We start from the raw sequence: 17991 nt of genomic DNA, 5'->3' as shown, positions 1-17991 counted from the left end.
CATGAGTGACGGCTACCAGAGGGTGTAGCCGCCATCCACCACGACGATGGAGCCGGTCATGAAGCTCGAGGCGTTGCTGGCCATGTAGACGATGGTGGGGCCGAGCTCTGCCGGTGTGGCAGCACGCTGCATGGGCGCATCGTCGATCCAGCGCGGCTTGAAGCGTGGGTCGTCGACTGGCGCCATCGCGGTCTTGACGTAACCGGGGGCCAGCGCGTTGACGCGGATGCCGTAGGGCGCCCACTCGGCGGCCAACGACTTGGTCAATTGGTGCACGGCGGCCTTGGAGGCGTTGTAGGCGGGCTGCATCTGCGGGCGATTGACGATCATCGCCGAGATCGAGCCGATGTTGATGATCACGCCACCGCGCGACTGCATTCTTCGGCCGGCGGCCTGGGCGCAGTACCACAGGCCGTGGACATTGATATCGAAGATATCGCGCCAGCGCTCGGGGGTGACCTCCAGCGCTGGAGCATGCTGGCAGGCGCCGGCATTGTTGAGGAAGATATCGACCGGGCCGAGGCCGGCTTCCACCTCGTCGAGCAGCGCATCCGCCGCCTCGGGTTGGGTAATGTCGACCTCCACGGCCATGGCGTGGTGGCCGGCATCGGTCAGCGCCTTGACCACTTCCAGGCTGCGCTCATGTCCACGGGCGGCGATGGCGACCTTCGCGCCGGCCTCGGCCAGTGCCTGGGCGAACGCCTCGCCGAGCCCGCCGTTGCCGCCGGTGACCACGGCGACCTTGCCGCTCAGATCGAACTGCGACATCACATTCATGCGTCTCTCCCTGTGGGGTGTCGGAGTGGCTGGGACTTCTGCCGTCTCAGTGACGGCATGGTGCTCATTTGACGGCGCCCAGGGTCAGCCCCTTGACCAGCCAGCGCTTGACCAGCAGCCCGGCGATCGCCATCGGGCAGACCACGATGGTGCCGATCGCCAGCAGCTTGCCCCAGTCGATGCCGGTCTGGGTCAGCAACTGCGCCGCGGCGATGGGGATGGTCTGGGTGCCGGGGCCGGAGAAGGTCTGAGCGAAGGCGTAGTCGTTCCAGGCGAAGATGAAACAGAGGATGGCGGTGGTCACCAGCCCCGGGGTCATCAGTGGCAGTACGACCAGGCGAAATGCCTGGAACTTGGTGGCGCCGTCGATCATCGCCGCCTCTTCGAGATCGGGCGGCAGGTCGTCGAAGAACGCGGTCATCAGCCAGATGGCGAAGGGCAGATTGAAGCTCAGATAAGCGACGATCAGGCCGAGGTGGGTGTCCAGCAGGTAGAGGTAACGAAACAGCAGATACAGCGGCACGATGACGGCGGCGATCGGCGCCATGCGCGTGCTGATGATCCAGAACGCCAGGTGCTGCTTGCCCTTGATCCGGATCCGCGACAGCCCGAAGCCGGCCATGCAGCCGAGGACCACGGCGATCAACGTCGAGGTGCCGGCGATCAGCAGGCTGTTCGTCAGATAGGGCCAGAGGCTGTTGCCACCGCTGAACAGCGTGGCGTAGTGCTCGAGGGTCGGGGTGAACAGCAGCCGTGGCGTATTGGCGGTGATGATGCTGTTGGGCTTGAACGAAGAGAGCACCATCCACAGGATCGGGACCAGCGTCCACAGCAGCAGTAGCGTCAGCAGGGCGATCTTCAAGGTGAAGGGGAGCCAGCGCTTGGCGGGGGTCATGAGGCATTCTCCCGGCGTTTGAGCAGCTTCGTGAACGCATTGGCGACCAGAATCGAGAACACCAGCATGGTAATGCCGACGGCGGCGGCGTAGCCCAGGTCGAAGAAGCGGAAGGCGATGTCGTAGAGCCTGATGGGAATGATCTTGGTGGAGTCCGCAGGCCGCCGTTGGTGGTGATGAAGATGATCGCGAAGAAGCGAATCGCGTCCATGGCGCGGATCAGCAGGGCCACCAGCAGGATGTTGGAGATCGACGGCAGGATGATATAGAGCAGTTTCTGGCGATAATTGGCGCCGTCCATCTCGGCCGCTTCCAGGGTGTCTTCCGGCACCGAGGTGAGTCCGGCCAGCACGATCAGCGCCACCAGCGGCGTCCACTCCCACACATCCATCAGAATCACCGCGGCCATCGCCGAGCCGACGCTGCCGAGAATATTGCCGTCGAACAGGCCGGTTTCATTGAGTATCCAGGCATACAGGCCGTGGCTGGGGTCGAGCATGAAGCGTCCGAGCAGGCCGACGATCACCGGGGCGATGAACATCGGAATCAGCAGCAGCGAGATGATGATGTTGCTGCCTCGCCTCAGGCTGTAGACCAGCAGCGCCATCACCGTGCCGATGAGCATCTCCAGGCCCACCGTGGACAGGAAGTAGACCAGACTGATCAGCCAGCTGGCGCGGATGTCCGGGTCGGTGAACACCCGCTGCCAGTTGTCGAGGCCAGAAAACGTCATGCTCAGCCCGCCCATCAGGCTGACGTCGTTGAAGCTCATCCAGATGATCGAGAAGAACGGCACCAGCGTGATCAGGGCGAGCAGGACGAGCGCTGGCGACATCATCGCCAGCTCGAACCTCTGCCGCCGTGGTGCGGGCCTTGCGGTCACCAGCGCCATGCGTCACGCCCCCACGATGCGATCGATGCGTTGCTTGGCGCTCTGCATGGTTTCCTCGGGAGACATCTGCCCTGCGAGCATCTTGGAGAGCTCGGTGAAGATCACCGTGTCGACCTCGTTCCACTGGGGAATCTTGGGTCGCAGGCCGATGTGATCGTCTTGCCAGGCGATCAGCATGGTATCCGCGGTGAGCATGTTGGGCATGTCGGTGGGCGGTTTGCTGGCCGCCTTGACCTCGGGCATGTCGTAGACCGACTGGCGTGTCGGCGTGCCGCCGCCGACCTTGCTCTTCAGCCCCATCAACTGGGTCTGCGGCGAGGTCGCCCAGACCAGGAACAGCCACGCTGCCTTCTGCTTCTCGGGCGAGGCGTTGGCGTTGATGCCGATTCCGGTGCCGCCCCACAGATTGGCACTGCGTGCGGGGCCCTTGGGCAGCGGGGCATAGCCGATCTTGCCCTTGAGATCCGAGCTCTCCAGCGAGCCGGCGAACTCGTGCCACTCCGGCATCATCGCGAACTCGCCGTTCTGGAAGGCGTTGGCAACGCCGGTCCAGTCCCAGCTGGTGCTGCCGGGGTGGGCGACCTTCAACAGCTTCTGGTAGAAGCGCGCTGCTTCGAGCGAGGCATCGCTGGTCAACTGGCAGGCGCCGGGCGAGTCGGTGCCGTAAAGGCCGATCTGCTGCCCATTGGCGAAGTAGTTACCGCCGTAGGCGAACAGCACGTTGGAAAAGTCGCACATCAGCGAATCGTACTGCTGAGCCTGGTGACCGGTGCCGTACTTGACCTCGCTGGCGTTGCCGTCACTGAACCACGCGGCGATCTGATAGTACTGTTCCCAGGTGGTGTCGTCCGTGGGCATCGGTCGAAGCCGAGATCCTGCTGCATCTGGTCGCGGTACTTCTCGAACAGATCGCGGCGGTAGATCCAGATCATCGTCGGGCAATCGTAGGGCAGGGCGTACAGGGCATCCGCTTTCTCGAAACGGCCGGCGGCGGCCAACTGCGAGGGAATGAAGTCCTCGATGCCCTTGGGGACGACCGGTTGCTGGCCATCCTTGATGAACGTATTGAGATCCACCAGACCACGATGATAGGGCGCCAGCACCTGATAGGGGTCGGCATAGATCACGTCGTAGGCGCTGCGTCCGGCGCCGAAGTCCAGCGCGACCTTCTGTACCAGTGCCCCCAGCTGCATCTCGGTGATATTGACGGTGATCCCGGTGAGCGACTTGAACGCGTCCAGGTTGGCGGCGATCGCCGTCGTCGGCGGGTGTTCTCGGAGATGAACTGGATGGTGGTGCCGCTGGCCTGTTTCCAGGCTTCATCGCTGGCCATTCCCTGGGCAAGGGCGGTGCGCAGCGCGCCGGCGCCCATCAGCGACAGGCCGGCGAGCCCGCCCATTCCCTTCAATATATCGCGACGCTTGAACTGGGTCATTGTTGTTTGCCTCTGGTGGATTGCGTGCTGGTATTAGTGTCATTCAGGTATCGAGCGTGATCTGCAGCTTGACGTCCTGGGGTCGAGCTGGCGGCGCGTTCGAAGGCTTCGATGCTCTGCTCGAAATCGAAGGTCTCGCTGATCAGCGGCTTGAGATCGACCTTGCCCGAGGCGATCAGGTCGATCGCCCGGTCATAGACCATTGGGCGAGCGGAACACCGTCTCGATGCGCAGCTCCTTGGCCTGGGCCGAGACGATATCGAAGGTGACCGGCTCCACCGGCATGCCGACCAGCAGATCTGCCGGGCGGGTCGGGCACAGGCCAGCACTTCGTCATAGACCCGGGGGCTGCCACTGGCTTCGAACACCACGTCGGCGCCCCAGTCCTGGCCGCAGCGCTTGGCGACCGCGTACGCAGCGACTCGCGTGAGACGTTGACGGGGGTAATGCCAGCGTAGCCCGGCGATCGCCAGCTTCTCCTCGACCAGATCGGAGACCAGTACCTCGCTGGCCCCGCCCGCCAGTGCCGCCAGCGCGACCATCAGGCCGATCGGCCCGGCGCCGGTGACGACGCAGACGTCCCCCGGCTGCATGCGCGCCTTGACCACCGCCTGCATGCCGATGGCGAACGGCTCGATCATCGCCCCTTCCGCGAAGGAGACCGTGTCGGGCAGGGCGAAGGTGAAGGCTGCCGGATGAATGACTTCCGGAGTCAGGCAGCCGTGCACCGGCGGGGTGGCCCAGAAGCGTACGCTGGGGTCGACGTTGTAGACGCCCAGCTTGGAGGCTCGCGAGGTGGGATCGGGAATGCCGGGTTCCATGCATACCCGTTCGCCGACCTGAAGATGGCGGACGTTACTGCCGACCGCGGTTACCACGCCGGATGCCTCATGGCCGAGCACCATGGGCGCATCCACCACGAACGGGCCGATACGGCCGTGGGTATAGTAGTGGACGTCGCTGCCGCAGATGCCCACGGTGTGTATCTGTACGCGTACGTCATCGGGGCCGAGCTGATCCGGCAGTTCGATCTCACGCAGCGACAGCTCGCGTTTTTTCTCCAGTACCAGGGCTCTGGCTTTCATGGCGCGCTTCTCAGGTCGTAGGGGAAACGGGCGAGAGCCGGCCTTCTATCGGCCCGGTTCGACTCGCCACCGGCTTGGCAGTGACGCTACGCGTTAGGCGGGAAAAGCGGCTAGGCTGTAATTTTCGAGTGGCTGATACTTTTTGCAGGGCTTGCTGTGGTATTTTCTATCTTGTTGTTTTTAAACTATTTTAAGGGCTCGTTCGGTGAGGGGTGGTCGCTGTTGGAAGGGCGGCCGTGACCAAAGTATAAAAGTCTGCCGCTCCCATTCCTTTCAGGATAGTCAGGGGTCGACAGAGGCGTCGCTAGCGGCCCATGGGGCGGGCGCCTATCGCCAGTCGAGCGATATGACCGACTGTCTGTTGTGGGTCATTCATCGATGGACATCATGCACCGTATTGGCCGACCGAGGCACTGATACCGATGATCGCTGCGCCGCTCAATGATGCCCCGCTGGGTGCCCCTGTCTTCGAAAGCATCAGCCAGGATCCGAAATTCAGCTTCTATTGGCACTGTCACGACTTCCCCGCGCCGCTCGCACGCTGGAATTACCATCCTGAATACGAACTGCATCTCATCCGCTATTCGCAGGGGCACTGTTTCGTCGGCGACTATATCGGTCGCTTCGCGCCGGGCAATCTGGTGCTGGTCGGGCCCAATATTCCGCATGCCTGGTTCAGCGACCCCGATGAAGCCCGGCCGCTGATCGAAGGGCGCGACGTCGTGCTGCAGTTCAAGGGCGAGTGGCTCGAGCACATGATGGTGCTCTGTCCCGAGCTCAATTGCCTGTCGCCGCTGATCGAGGACTCGGCGAGGGGCGTGGAGTTCAGCGGTGAGGAAGCGGCCCGCTGTCGTGAACTGCTGATCAAGATGGGGGAGCAGGACAATGCCGGCAGGCTGCTCAGCATGCTGGCGATTCTGCGCAGCCTGTCGCAGAGCGATTATCGGACACTCTCCGGGCGTGGCTATGGCCCCGGGGCCAGCGGTGTCTCCTCGGCGCAGGTCGACGCCGTGCTGCGCTATATCCACGATCACTTCCACGAAGCGCTGCGCATGTCGACGCTGGCCGCCCGGCATGGCATGTCTCCCTCGGGCTTTTCGCGTTTCTTCAAGCAGGCGACGGGGGATACCTTCGTGGCCTTTCTACGGCGAATCCGTATCGGCCATGCCTGCCGGCTGCTGCTCGAAGGCCGGCTCTCCATCGCCGATATCTGCTTTCAGGTCGGCTACAACAATCTATCCAATTTCAATCGCCACTTTCGTGAACAGAAGGGGATGACCCCTAGCCAGTACCAGCATGAGGCCATGGGCTCGATGTCGAAGCGCGCCAGACAAATCGCATGATGGCCCCTGGCGCTGCCGTCTTCTCTGAATGTGGCCGGCCGGTGTCGGATCTTTAGGCGCGCGGACGTCGGGCATGGCCGACCAAAGTATGAAGGCGCGCGGGGGGGATTGCTGAATCCTATGTACGACATACTAACTGCATTGTCCTACACGACGCGCTATGCACCGTGTAGGACAATGCCGGCGTGATAACCGGGCGGCAACGAGGAGAGAGAGATGAAAGAGACACGCAAGTTCGCGCTCGAGACGGCGCTGCGCGAGCGCCCGCTGGTGGCGATCCTGCGCGGTATCACGCCGGAAGAGGTCGACGGCGTCTTCGATGCGCTGGTCGCGGCGGATTTCAAGCTGATCGAGATTCCGCTCAATTCGCCCCGCGCCTGGGAGAGTATCGCGGCCATCAGCAAACGCTGTCCGGCGGATGTGGTGATCGGTGCCGGGACGGTACTGGACCCGGCGGATGCCGAGCACCTCGCCGGCCTGGACGCGCCACTGCTGATTACCCCCAACAGCGATCCCGAGGTGATCCGGGCCGGGGTCGCTCATGGTCTGGCGCCGATGATCGGCTGCATGACGCCGACCGAGGCACTGGCCGCGGCCAAGGCGGGCGCGACGGCGCTCAAGCTGTTCCCGGCGGCGCGTCTGGGCACTGCCTACTTCAAGGATATCCGCGCCATTCTGCCCAAAGGTCTGCCGGTACTGGCGGTCGGTGGGATCGAGCAGAGCAACATGGCCGAGTGGCATGCCCATGGGGTGGCCGGGTTCGGCTTCGGCAGCAATCTCTACAAGCCCGGACGCCACGCCGCCGAGGTGGGCGAGATCGCGCGGGCGCTGGTCGCCGAGTGGCAGCGGCTGCGCGAGGTGGCGCAGCAGGCCGAAGCCTTGGAGCGCGAGGCCGACGCATGAGCCAGCGGCTGATCGTCGTCGACTGGGGAACCAGCAACTTCCGCGCCTTTCTGGTCGACGCCGCCAGCGGTCGCACGCTCGACACGCGGCGTTCGAGTTCCGGCCTGCGCGCACTGGCGCGGGAGGAGTTCCCGCACTACTGCGCCGCGCAGGTGAGCGACTGGCGCGCGGACGGGGCGGGCGAGGGAAGCGAGCCGGTGCCGATCTATCTCGCCGGCATGGTCGGCTCGCAGCGTGGCTGGTTCGAAGCGCCGCAGCTGGAGCTGCCGGTGGCCGCCGCCGAGCTCGCCGATCGGGTGATCGCAGCGCCTGGTCTCGACCACACCTGGATCGTGCCAGGGGTGAAGCAGGTCACCTCGACGCATGTCGACGTCATGCGGGGCGAGGAGGTGCAGGCGTTCGGTGCCCTGGCGCTGGCCGGTGTCGACAGCGCCGACTGCTGTCTGCCGGGCACCCACAGCAAGTGGGCGCGCCTCGAACAGGGGCGTCTGACCGACTTCACCACGCTGATGACCGGCGAGCTCTACCATGCGGTGCGTTTCCATACCCTGCCGGGGGAGCCCGCCCGTGACGAGGCGGCGTTCGACGCCGCTGCCTTCCAGCTGGGGCTCTCCCGCGCCGGCCACGCCGGTGGCGTGCTGCACGCGCTGTTCGAAGGCCGCAGCCGACACCTCTATGCCGGCCTGGCCGCGGAGCAGGTGGGCAGCTTTCTCTCCGGGGTGCTGATCGGCGAGGAGGTGCATGCCATGCGCGCGGCGCGGCCGGCACTCGAGCGGGTCCTGCTGGTCGGCGCCGAGAATCTACGCCAGAGCTATACCCAGGCGCTGGAGCAGGTAGGGCTGACGGTGGTGGCGATCGACAGCGACGCCGCCACCATCGCCGGCGTGCTCGCCATCGCGGCGCACCACGCGCTGCGCTGAGCCCGAAGTGCACCATCTCGGTGCGTCATCCTGGTGCATCGCCCGGAGATGCGGGGCGCGAAAGAGCCCCTTTCTGCGTCGCCGCAGCCCAGATGGTGCCGTGCCGCTGGCGTTGGCACGATCCGTGCTACCTTCAAGCGGTAGGGTCACCGAGGCTGACCGATCGTGAACGCGGATAGGGGGATGCGATGAGTGACGCGACTGGCGGGCCGCAGCGGCCCCCCCTGCTGGTTTTCACCGATCTCGATGGATCGCTGCTCGATCATCACAGTTACGACTGGCAGCCCGCCGCGCCCTGGCTCGAACGCCTGGCGGCGGCCGGGGTGCCGGTGATTCCCACCACCAGCAAGACCCGCGCGGAGCTATTGGCGCTGCGCCGGGAGCTGGCCCTCGAACACACCCGTTCATCGCCGAGAACGGCGCCGTCATCGGCCTGCCGCCGGCCTGGCAGCACGCGCGCCTGGATCGCGATCCGGCTTCGCCGGAAGGGCTGGTAGTGAAGACGCCGAGTCTGGATGTCGATTTCATCCGCCGGCGCCTGGACGTGGTGCGCGAGCGTCTGGGGCTGCGCTTTCGGCGCATGGGCGAGATGACGCTCGAGGAGGTGCGCGAGCTGACCGCACTCAGTGCCGAGGGGCACGCCAGGCGATGGTGCGCGAGGGTAGTGAACCGCTGATCTGGGAAGGCGATGACACCCAACTGCAACGACTGCGTGAAACGCTCGACAGCGACGGCCTGCAGCTGACCCGCGGCGGTCGTTTCTGGCATGTGATGGGGGCGGTCGACAAGGGCCACGCGGTGCGCTGGCTGCTGGCACGCTTCGAAGCGCTGCGCGGTTATCGCCCGCCGACTCTGGGGCTCGGCGATGGCCCCAACGATCTCCCCCTGCTCGCTGCCACCGACATGGCGGTGATCATCAGTGCGGATCACGGCCAGCCGATGTCGCTGACTCATGCGCGGCTCTATCGCACCCAGGCGCCGGGCCCACAGGGCTGGGCCGAAGGGGTGGCCCACTGGTGGCAAGTGCCAGCGTAGCGTGGGCCGCCGAGTGCGCTCGGTCGCTCTTGTGCGCAGGCCAGAACGGGTTCGGCGTAGCTTGAGATTGGCTTTTCAAGCGTCTCCGGCGACCGATTCGACGGGTCTATTTCAGCGCTTCCATAATAACGAGGACGTGGCATGAGCGATTTCTACCAAACGGTATCATCACCAATTTCCACAACCTCACCCGACGCTCGGTAGAGGCGCTGGAGAACGACCTCAAGGGCTTCTCGCGCCAGCGCCCGATGGGGTTGATCCTGCCGTCGCTCTACTCGGAGCTGGAGGGGCCGGCGCTGTCGCATATCGTCGACGAGCTGCGCCAGGTTCCCTATCTCAGCGAGATCGTGATCGGGCTCGACCGCGCCGACCGCGAGCAGTTTCTCAAGGCAAGGGAGTTCTTTGCCCGCCTGCCACAGCACCATCGCATTCTATGGAACGACGGCCCGCGACTGCAGGCGCTGCACCAGGAGCTGGCGGCGGAGGGGTTGGCACCGCTGGAGCCGGGCAAGGGCTGCAACGTCTGGTACTGCTCGGGCTATGTGCGCGCCTCCGGCAAGGCGGAGGCGGTGGCGCTGCACGACTGCGATATCGTCACCTACGACCGTGGCCTGCTGGCAAGGCTGATCTATCCGGTGGCCAATCCGCGCTTCCACTATGAATTCTGCAAGGGCTACTACTCGCGGATTGCCGCCGGCAAACTGAACGGCCGGGTCGCACGGCTGATGGTCACGCCGTTGATCCGTGCCTTCAAGATGATCTACGGCCCGCTGCCCTATCTCGACTACCTCGACAGCTACCGCTACCCGCTCTCCGGTGAGTTCTCGATGCGTGCCGACGTGCTCGACGGGATCCGCATCCCCAGCGACTGGGGGCTCGAGATCGGGGTGCTGTCGGAGGTGCATCGCAACTTTTCGACCAAGCGGCTGTGTCAGGTGGATATCGCCGACGCCTACGACCACAAGCATCAGCCGATCTCCGAGGCTGACCCGAGCGGCGGGCTCAACCGTATGAGCATGGATATCGCCAAGGCGATGTACCGCAAACTGGCGACCCTGGGCGTGGAGATGAGCGTCGAGAGCTTTCGTACCGTCAAGGCCACCTATTACCGCACCGCGCTGGATTTGATCGAGGCCTATGATCATGACGCGGCGATGAACGGGCTCAAGCTCGACCGCCACAGCGAGGAGGCCGCGGTGGAGCTGTTCGCCGACAACATCATGCAGGCCGGCGCGGCGTTTTTCGAATCCCCCCGCGACAAGCCGTTCATTCCCAGCTGGAACCGGGTCCAGGCAGCCATTCCCGACCTCCAGGATCGGCTTTTCGAAGCCGTCGAGCGTGACAATGCCGGCGACGTGTGAATACCACGACGACTGAAGCCGGCGAGATATCGCGCTGGCGGGATGCGCCATCCGCTGTGTGATGGGGTCCAAGCTGGCTCAGCCGTTGGCGGCGGCTGGCGGGATGTCGGCTTGGCTGCGTCGACCGCGCTTGGCCTGCAGCAGCGCCAGATCGGCACGGCGAAAAGCCTGGGTGAGGGTGTCTTCCGCGCCCAGCTCGGCGATACCGATGGTGGCCGAGAGCGGCTGCTGGGTACCCGGCACCCGCAGGCCGGCTATGTGATGCTTCAATCTGGCACTCGTCTCGCACGCGGCGTCGAGATCGCTGTCCACCAGCAGCAGAAACTCGTCGCCGCCGAAGCGCCCGAACAGATGATGCGGTGCCATTCGGCCCAGCACGGCATGGCATAGCAGAATCAGGGTCTGATCGCCGACGTCGTGGCCATGATCGTCGTTGATTCGCTTGAAGTGATCCATATCCAGCATCAGCAGTGTGAGTGGCCGGCCGCAACCTCGTGCTTCGGCAAGCATCTGGGTTGCCTTGTCGAAGAAGGCGCGCCGGGTAAAGACCCCGGTGAGTGGATCGCGCGCCGCCAGCTCACTGAGCTGGCGGTTGCGCGCCGCCAGTGCCGGAACGGCAAAACCGAAATAGCCGCTGGTGGCGATCACGCAGAGCGCGAACTGATAGGTCATCGACTGCTCGACCAGACTCAGTCCCGCCACCCACAGCGCGGTCGTCAAGGCAAACAGCGCCAGGCTCAGGGCACTGCGAAAGGCACTCTCGGTATACACGATCCACATCAATGGGATAATCAGAAAGAACACGGCGAAAGCGACATCCGGGCTGCGTGTGTAGGCATCGGCGAGGGTCACGATGCTGAGCAGTCCGATGCACAGCAGCAGCTTGCCGATGAAAGCCACGCTCGGACGTCGGGGCAACTGGAAGTCGAGCCCGCCGAGCCAGGCCGAGAGCGCGGCGTAGCGCCAACTCAGCATGGCCAAAAACAGTGGCGCTAGCACGATGACGCCGGCCATGTCGCCGATCCACCAGGGCAGCCAGATCGCGCCCAGCTCGGTCCAGGCCAGCATGCCCGCCATCTCCAGGGACACGATGCCGATGAGGGTGGCGGCCAGCGCCGAGAGACAGGCGGTCACCAGAAATAGTGGCACCAGGGTCGGGGTAGTGATCTCGGCCTGGCGACCCAGTGCGCTTCTGAGCACCCAGGCGCCGACGCCATAGACGCCGCAGTGGGCGAGACCGAAGGCCAAGCCGGCCGTCAGGATTTCTCGCATGCTCTGGTGCATGGCGTAGAGTTGGTCGACCCAGAAGGTGGCCAGCACACAACTGACGATCAGGCCAGGTAGTGCGCGCCAGCCGAGCACGAGCAGGGCGGCGAAGCTCAGGCCAGCCGGGGGAAACCAGAGGCTGGCATGCGGGGCATACTCCATCAGTGCGGAGAGGCGCCACAGGGCAAGCCAGGAAAGCACCAGCAGGAGATGGCGAAGCCCCTGGCGGGCGAAGCTGGAGGCTAGCCGCCGGCGTCCTGGCGTTGCGTTCGAGAGTAACCGCATGCGTCACCTGACCTTGGGCCTCTGCCGATTCGAAGCAGCGGGGAGTTACACTATATCCGCTATGTTAAGTAAAGTTAAATAAGGTAATTGAATGGGGGCGATAGTCAGCGCGCAGGGTGGTTGTGTCACGACCTCTCCTGCGCGCTGGCGACGTCGCTCGGTTGCGAGTAGGGTGGAGTCGAACACCGGCACGAATCGTCGAGACCGGTGAGAATAACGCCAACAACGACCCTACGCAGGGCCACGTCCTATCCCCGAGAGGAGATTCGCCGTGCCTGATGCAGCTTTCGACCCGCCCGCGCAGAAGCTTGCAGGTGAGGTAACGCCAGATGTCGCGTCATCCACGCCGACCGGCCCGCGCGCGCTATCGCCGCCGGAGGTGCGGACGATCGCCCCCACGGCAGCGAGTGCGCTCGAAGTCGACCACTTACTCGAGTTCGACCACTTACTCGAGATAGACCACAGGGCGTCGTTCGTGCTGACAGCCCCCGATGACCGTATCAGTGTCTATGCGTCCCGTGACGAGGTTCCCTGGCATAACGCACGGGTGTCGACCTCGCCGCGCTTCGATGCCTCGGCGCCGGGCTCTCTGCAGCGGCGCGAGTCTGTCTCCGGGGCGCTGCTGTGGCAGCTCGAGGTGCCGGACTGGGCGCACGCATGTATCACCACCACGCCGGCCGTCGGCGTGGTCGCCTATGCCGAGCGACATCCCTCTACAACGTCGTCGTCTGCCCGCCGCGCGGAGCCCTCCCTGGCCAGCGGTCTGCTCGCCTTCGATCTGCATAGCGGCAAGTTGTTGTGGCATCAGCGCTATGCCGGCGGTGGTCTGCCGTTTCCGCTGCTGCACGCTGGCGAGGTCTATGTCGGCGGCGGTGATCGTGCCATTCACGCCCTGTCGTTGCACGATGGTCACCAGACAGGGTGCATCGGCATGGGAGCGCCGGTGGACCTGGCCACGGCGCTGCTCGACGATCAGGGCCGGCTGTTTCTGAGCGATACCGAGCCGCCCCGGCTCTTGCGCATCGATCCGCTGACGCGCGCTGTGCTGTGGATGGCCGAGCTGCCTGAGGGCGTGGCCACAAGCCCAGCGGCGCGTCCGGCGGTGGAAACGGAGCGTGTGGCGGTGAGCCTGGCGGTAGGGGAGGTTGGTGCGGCATCGACCGCGCTGTGCCTGTTCGGCTTCGATGCGGCCAGCGGCGAGCACGTCTGGGAGGTGGCGCTGGGGGCGCTTGACGCGACTCACCCGCCCGCGCTGGCGGCGCCGCTGGCGGACAACGAACGTTTCTACGTCATCAGTGCCCGCGGCGAGCTGGTGGTGATCGATGCGCTGGAGGGCTGCGAACGTCAACGCCTGGCGCTGGGTGGTCCGGCACTGGCGGCGGCCAGCCTCGAGCGCATCGGCGAGCACCTGGTGGTCACGGCGCCCGGCGGCAACGTTCAGGTGGTGCCGCTGGCGCTGCTGGCGTGAGGTCAGGGATGAGCCGAACTCAATGGCGCAGCCAGCCGTAGCAGACGATGCCCAGTAGGGTCATGGCGAACGAGCCGAGCACGTGCACCAGGGTGCCGGTGATGGCCCATAGCCAGCGCCCGCTCTGGATCGCGGTGACCATTTCGGCAGAGAACGTGGAGAAGGTGGTCAGCGCGCCGAGCAGCCCGGTCACTGCGAACAGTTTCCACTCGACGCTGAGCGACGAGTCCTGGAAAAAGCTCAAGGCCATGCCGATCAGCCACGCCCCCAGCAGGTTGGCGATCAGCGTGCCCGGCGGGATGTGCAGAAAATAGCCGTTGTACTGCGCGCCCAGCCACCAGCGCAGATTGGCGCCAATGGCGGCGCCGAGGCTGATGGCGGCGATCGAAATCCACATGTGTTGCGCTCCTCGTCGATCTCGGCAGACGAGGGGTCTCCTGCAGGCGGGAAGTGCCGGAGCATGACGCCTGCGCAGGACACACCTCGGGTGCGTTGGCAGGCATCATCAGCGGGCTGCGGTTTGCGGCCGGGGCGGCTGGGCCCATGCCGCGGGAGGAATGCCATCTCCCGGGGGCTACTCTAGCCAGCCGTGACGGCCGCGGCAAGTCACGGCTGCACCAGCCACAGGCTGCGATAGGGCCGCAGGATCTCGCGCTCTTCGGGGTGCGGATTCCAGCGCTTGCCATCCTTGAGCACGTCGTACCACTCGCCGCTGGCCAGCGCTTCGATATCCAGCGGCTGGCGCTTGTCGCTGATGTTGTAGATCGCCAGCAACCGGCGCCCGCTGGCCAGCGGGCCGCGCTCGATGGCGAATAGCCCCGGCCCGGAGTCGAGCACGCGCTGCGGCGCTTCGGGATGGAAGCAGGGCTCGCTGGCGCGGATATTGAGCCGGCGCTTGAGCGAGGTAAAGGCTTCGCGGGTGGGCGTGCTGCGGCTGTCGATCAGCTCGTCGAGTTCCTCCTTGACCCAGCGGTGACGGTTGATCGAGCGCAGCCGGCCGCTGCGCTCGACGCCCTCGTGATCATTGAGCGTCGCGGTCAGCGAGTGCAGGTAGACCCCGGGGATGCCCTGCAGCGCGAGCATCAGGTTCTGGCTGCATAGAAAGCGTTCGACTTGCCACGCATCGGGACCGCGGCGGGTGCCCTTCATGGCGTCGAAGTAGGTGATATTGATCTCATAGGGCGAGTCGCTGCCATCGGCGTTGGTCTTCATGCTGACGTAGCCGCCGAAGCGGTGCATCAGTTCGAGCAGCAGCGAGACCTCATGCGGCGGCAGCAGCCCCTCCAGCGCACGCACCCCGATCCCATCGTGGCTGGCGGTGAAGTTGAAGTAGGTGCAGCCGGCGGGCAGTGGCGGCAGCGCGCGCGCCCAGTCCGCCAGCGCGCTGGCATCGCCGCTGGTCAGCGTGTGCAGCAGCAGCGGCGGCAGCGTGAACTGGTAGATCATATGGGCTTCGTCGGGCGTCGCCGTGTCGCTTGCGGAAGCGTCGCCGCTCCCGGCGGCCGATGCCTCAGCCGGCGTGCTCTCCAGGCCGAAATAGCTCATGTTCTCGGCGTGGGGCACGTTGGTTTCGGTGATCAGCAGTGTGCCCGGAGCCACGTAATCGAGGATCGCGCGCAGCAGACGCACGATGGCGTGGGTCTGCGGCAGATGGATACAGCGGGTGCCGACCTCCTTCCATAGATAGGCGATCGCATCGAGGCGGATGATCCGCGCCCCCTGCTGGACATAGAACAGCAGGATGCCGATGAACTCGAGCAGCACGTCTGGATTGGCGAAGTTGAGGTCGATCTGATCCTCGGAGAAGGTCGCCCACAAATGGCGCGTGCCACGTCGGGTCGAGACCGGCACCAGCAGCGGCGAGTTACGCGGGCGCGTGACCTGGGAGAGATCGGTCTGCGGGTCCATCTCGATGAAGTAGTCGCGCCCGGGTTGGGTGCCTGCCAGATAGTCGGTGAACCACAGCGAATCGCGCGAGACGTGGTTGATCACCAGATCCACCATCAGGTCGCTGCGCGCGGCCAGACGGCGGATGTCCTGCCAGTCGCCCAGCTTGGGATCGACCTCGCGATAGTGGATCACCGCGAAGCCGTCGTCGCTGCTCCAGGGGAAGAAGGGCAGGATGTGCAGGCCGCTGAAGACGCCGTTGAGCCGGGTGGCGAGAAAATCGTCGAGCACGTCCAGCGGCGGGCGCTCGCCGTCGATCAGGCTGTCGCCATAGGTGATCAGGATCTGGTCGCGCTCGCTCCAGGTTGGACGCGGCTGGCGGTCTAGCGCACCTTCATGGTGCGCCAGCAGCGTGGTCAGCCGCCGCAGCACCTCGTCCCGACGCGGCCCGTAGACCTCTTCGAGCCTGGCGCCGGCACGGGCAAGGAAGGCGTCTTCGGACAGGGCGGGGTAGTTGGCGGCGCGGCTGGGCATGTGAGGATTCCTGCATGGCGGCGGAGCGAGTCTCTGGCCTTATCCTTGCAGAACTCGGGCCAACAGGGAACGAAACGCGGAAATCGCCGTGTTTCCGGTATCTTGTGCAAACCGTTACACTGCGCGCATAACGCGCCGACGAGTGAACCATCGATGCATTGTCCTTTTTGCGGTACCCACGATACCAAGGTGACCGATTCGCGCCTGGTCGCCGAGGGGGATCAGGTGCGTCGGCGTCGCCAGTGTGCCGCTTGCGGCGAGCGTTTCACCACCTACGAGACCGCCGAGCTGGTGATGCCCCGGGTGATCAAGGCGGACGGCTCGCGCGAGAGCTTCGACGAGCAGAAGATGCGTGCCGGCATGTCGCTGGCGCTGGAAAAGCGTCCGGTCAGCGTGGAATCGTTCGAGGCCGCGGTGGAGCGTATCCGTCAGCGCCTGCGCGCGCGCGGCGACCGCGAGGTGGAGGCGCGCGAGGTCGGCGAAGAGGTGATGGAGATGCTCAAACGCCTCGATCACGTGGCCTATATCCGCTTTGCCTCGGTCTATCGCCGCTTTCAGGATCTCGATGAGTTCCGTGCCGAGATCGACCGCCTGGCCCAGGAGCCGAAGATACCCGGCGATACCAAGCGCTGATCGATCTTCCCTGACCCCGCTGGCCGGCGGTCGCCGCCGGCCGCCTCCACTGCGCGAGAGATGCCGATGTCCGACGCCACGCTGGGTAGCACTGCCTTCGACCCCGACACGTCCGTTTCCGCTGAGGCCCAGGACACGGCCTGGATGAACCGTGCCCTGCGCCTGGCGCAGCGCGGCCACTATACCTGTGACCCCAATCCTCGGGTCGGCTGCGTGATCGTCAATGCCGGCGAGCTGGTGGGCGAGGGCTTCCATCGCCGTGCCGGCGAGGCCCACGCCGAGATCAACGCCCTCGCCGCGGCCGGCGAGGCTGCCCGCGGTGCCACCGCTTACGTCACCCTGGAGCCCTGCTCGCACACCGGGCGCACCGGGCCCTGCAGCCAGGCGCTGATCGCGGCCGGCGTGGCGCGGGTGGTAGCGGCGATGGAGGACCCCAACCCGGCGGTCTCCGGGCGCGGTTTCGCCCAGCTGCGTGAGGCCGGTATCGCGGTGGAGGTGGGCCTGCTCGAAGCGCAGGCGCAGGCGCTCAACCCGGGTTTCGTGCGGCGCATGCAGCAAGGGCTGCCGCGGGTCACGTTGAAGATGGCGATGAGCCTGGATGGGCGCACCGCCATGGCCAGCGGCGAGTCGCAGTGGATCACCGGGCCCGCGGCGCGGCGCCAGGTCCAGCGTCTTCGCGCCGGGGCCAGTGCGATTCTCACCGGGGTCGAGTCGATCATCTTCGACGATGCTCGGCTCACCCTGCGCGCCGAACAACTGGAACTCGACGAGGCCGACGAGATCGTGCGCCGCCAGCCGCTGCGGGTGGTGCTCGACAGCCAGTTGCGCCTGCCACTCGCAGCGGCTTGCCTGAGCCAACCGGGCCGCACCCTGGTGCTCAGCGTCGCCGGTGCCGAAAAGGCCCGGCGTGAGCGCCTCGAAGCCGCCGGGGCGGAGGTGGTGACGCTGCCCGCCGATAGCGCCGGGCGAGTCGACGTCGAGGCGGCGCTGCGCTATCTGGCGACCCGGGAAGCGTGCAACGAGGTGCTGGTGGAGACCGGTGCCACCCTGGCCGGCGCGCTCTTCGATGCTGGCTGGATCGATCGTCTCGAACTGTTCGTCGCGCCGACGCTGCTGGGCAGCGGCGCGCGTCCGCTGTTCGCGCTGCCCGGGATCGACAGCATGCGCCAGCAGCGTCGGCTCGAGATCGACGAGATCCGTGCGGTGGGCGACGACTGGTGGATTCGCGCCCGCCCGCGGGCAGACGCCTGAGCCCTGACGACGACGGCCGGC

17 protein-coding genes, 3 pseudogenes and 1 riboswitch are annotated in these 17991 nt (G+C 65.6%); of the genes and pseudogenes, 10 read left to right on the top strand and 10 right to left on the bottom strand.

Going from position 1 to position 17991, the window contains the following annotated elements; genetic code table 11:
• Positions 1 to 12: 12 nt before the first annotated feature.
• The 7 genes and pseudogenes from CN538_RS01855 to CN538_RS01835 all read right to left on the bottom strand — a co-directional run bounded on the left by CN538_RS01855 (position 13) and on the right by CN538_RS01835 (position 5084).
• Complete coding sequence (locus tag CN538_RS01855) at positions 13 to 777, bottom strand: SDR family oxidoreductase (RefSeq protein WP_106418369.1); 765 nt, start codon at positions 775 to 777, stop codon at positions 13 to 15.
• 64 nt (positions 778 to 841) lie between these two features.
• Complete coding sequence (locus CN538_RS01850) at positions 842 to 1672, bottom strand: carbohydrate ABC transporter permease (RefSeq protein ID WP_106418368.1); 831 nt, start codon at positions 1670 to 1672, stop codon at positions 842 to 844.
• A 205-nt stretch (positions 1673 to 1877) separates the two neighbouring features.
• A pseudogene (locus CN538_RS25850) lies at positions 1878 to 2279 on the bottom strand (carbohydrate ABC transporter permease); the annotation flags it as partial.
• Positions 2280 to 2567: 288 nt separating this feature from the next.
• A complete protein-coding gene (locus CN538_RS20665; protein WP_207233594.1) occupies positions 2568 to 3422 on the bottom strand; it encodes an extracellular solute-binding protein in 855 nt (284 codons plus the stop codon).
• Positions 3423 to 3514: 92 nt separating this feature from the next.
• Positions 3515 to 3766, bottom strand: a pseudogene (locus tag CN538_RS23945) (sugar ABC transporter substrate-binding protein); the annotation flags it as partial.
• The gene (locus CN538_RS20660) at positions 3688 to 3999 is read right to left on the bottom strand and encodes a hypothetical protein (RefSeq protein WP_207233593.1); all 312 of its coding nucleotides are present in this window, start codon (positions 3997 to 3999) and stop codon (positions 3688 to 3690) included. The pseudogene CN538_RS23945 and the gene CN538_RS20660, both read right to left, overlap by 79 nt.
• The gene (locus CN538_RS01835) at positions 3996 to 5084 is read right to left on the bottom strand and encodes an NAD(P)-dependent alcohol dehydrogenase (protein ID WP_242495471.1); all 1089 of its coding nucleotides are present in this window, start codon (positions 5082 to 5084) and stop codon (positions 3996 to 3998) included. Before CN538_RS01835 ends, CN538_RS20660 begins: the two co-directional genes overlap by 4 nt.
• Positions 5085 to 5506: 422 nt before the next feature.
• On the opposite strand from CN538_RS01835, the gene CN538_RS01830 reads away from it, so the two are divergent.
• From CN538_RS01830 to CN538_RS01810, 7 genes and pseudogenes are all read left to right on the top strand, one after another.
• A complete protein-coding gene (locus CN538_RS01830) occupies positions 5507 to 6427 on the top strand; it encodes a helix-turn-helix domain-containing protein (protein WP_106418367.1) in 921 nt (306 codons plus the stop codon).
• Between the two features lie 216 nt (positions 6428 to 6643).
• The gene (locus CN538_RS01825; protein ID WP_106418366.1) at positions 6644 to 7330 is read left to right on the top strand and encodes a 2-dehydro-3-deoxy-6-phosphogalactonate aldolase; all 687 of its coding nucleotides are present in this window, start codon (positions 6644 to 6646) and stop codon (positions 7328 to 7330) included.
• Entirely contained in the window at positions 7327 to 8250 is a 924-nt protein-coding gene (locus tag CN538_RS01820; protein WP_106418365.1) for a 2-dehydro-3-deoxygalactonokinase, read from the top strand. Before CN538_RS01825 ends, CN538_RS01820 begins: the two co-directional genes overlap by 4 nt.
• 188 nt (positions 8251 to 8438) lie before the next feature.
• The gene (locus CN538_RS24805; protein ID WP_340638223.1) at positions 8439 to 8747 is read left to right on the top strand and encodes a hypothetical protein; all 309 of its coding nucleotides are present in this window, start codon (positions 8439 to 8441) and stop codon (positions 8745 to 8747) included.
• On the top strand, positions 8747 to 8926 hold the full coding sequence (locus CN538_RS24800) for a hypothetical protein (RefSeq protein WP_340638222.1): 180 nt from the start codon (positions 8747 to 8749) through the stop codon (positions 8924 to 8926). Before CN538_RS24805 ends, CN538_RS24800 begins: the two co-directional genes overlap by 1 nt.
• Positions 8899 to 9285: an HAD-IIB family hydrolase gene (locus CN538_RS24795; RefSeq protein ID WP_340638221.1), complete on the top strand. Its 387-nt coding sequence runs from the start codon at positions 8899 to 8901 to the stop codon at positions 9283 to 9285. The genes CN538_RS24800 and CN538_RS24795 overlap by 28 nt, the downstream gene beginning before the upstream one ends.
• 141 nt (positions 9286 to 9426) lie before the next feature.
• Positions 9427 to 10646: pseudogene (locus tag CN538_RS01810) on the top strand (glycosyltransferase family protein).
• 78 nt (positions 10647 to 10724) lie between these two features.
• Here CN538_RS01810 and CN538_RS01805 read toward each other — a convergent pair.
• Positions 10725 to 12197 carry a sensor domain-containing diguanylate cyclase gene (locus CN538_RS01805; RefSeq protein ID WP_106418363.1) on the bottom strand — a complete coding sequence of 491 codons (1473 nt, stop codon included), beginning with the start codon at positions 12195 to 12197 and terminating at the stop codon, positions 10725 to 10727.
• A 475-nt stretch (positions 12198 to 12672) separates the two neighbouring features.
• On the opposite strand from CN538_RS01805, the gene CN538_RS01800 reads away from it, so the two are divergent.
• A complete protein-coding gene (locus CN538_RS01800; protein ID WP_129591270.1) occupies positions 12673 to 13665 on the top strand; it encodes an outer membrane protein assembly factor BamB family protein in 993 nt (330 codons plus the stop codon).
• A 19-nt stretch (positions 13666 to 13684) separates the two neighbouring features.
• Here CN538_RS01800 and crcB read toward each other — a convergent pair whose 3' ends face one another.
• Together crcB and CN538_RS01790 are read right to left on the bottom strand one after the other, a co-directional pair.
• Positions 13685 to 14062, bottom strand: a complete 378-nt coding sequence (gene crcB, locus CN538_RS01795) for a fluoride efflux transporter CrcB (protein WP_106418361.1) — start codon at positions 14060 to 14062, stop codon at positions 13685 to 13687.
• Between the two features lie 92 nt (positions 14063 to 14154).
• Positions 14155 to 14242, bottom strand: a riboswitch (Fluoride riboswitch).
• 29 nt (positions 14243 to 14271) lie between these two features.
• Positions 14272 to 16086, bottom strand: coding sequence for a sugar phosphorylase (locus CN538_RS01790; protein ID WP_106418360.1), 1815 nt, complete (start codon positions 16084 to 16086; stop codon positions 14272 to 14274).
• 153 nt (positions 16087 to 16239) lie between these two features.
• Here CN538_RS01790 and nrdR point away from each other — a divergent pair, with 153 nt between their 5' ends.
• Together nrdR and ribD are read left to right on the top strand one after the other, a co-directional pair.
• Entirely contained in the window at positions 16240 to 16719 is a 480-nt protein-coding gene (gene nrdR / locus CN538_RS01785; RefSeq protein ID WP_106418359.1) for a transcriptional regulator NrdR, read from the top strand.
• 66 nt (positions 16720 to 16785) lie between these two features.
• Positions 16786 to 17970, top strand: coding sequence for a bifunctional diaminohydroxyphosphoribosylaminopyrimidine deaminase/5-amino-6-(5-phosphoribosylamino)uracil reductase RibD (gene ribD, locus CN538_RS01780; protein ID WP_106418358.1), 1185 nt, complete (start codon positions 16786 to 16788; stop codon positions 17968 to 17970).
• The last annotated feature ends 21 nt before the right edge of the window (positions 17971 to 17991 follow it).

It is taken from the genome of Salinicola tamaricis, assembly GCF_003006155.1.
In the GTDB taxonomy this organism is placed as follows: domain Bacteria; phylum Pseudomonadota; class Gammaproteobacteria; order Pseudomonadales; family Halomonadaceae; genus Salinicola; species Salinicola tamaricis.
The sequence above is the reverse complement of the archived record's forward strand: the minus strand, read 5'-3'. Positions and strand labels throughout refer to the sequence as shown.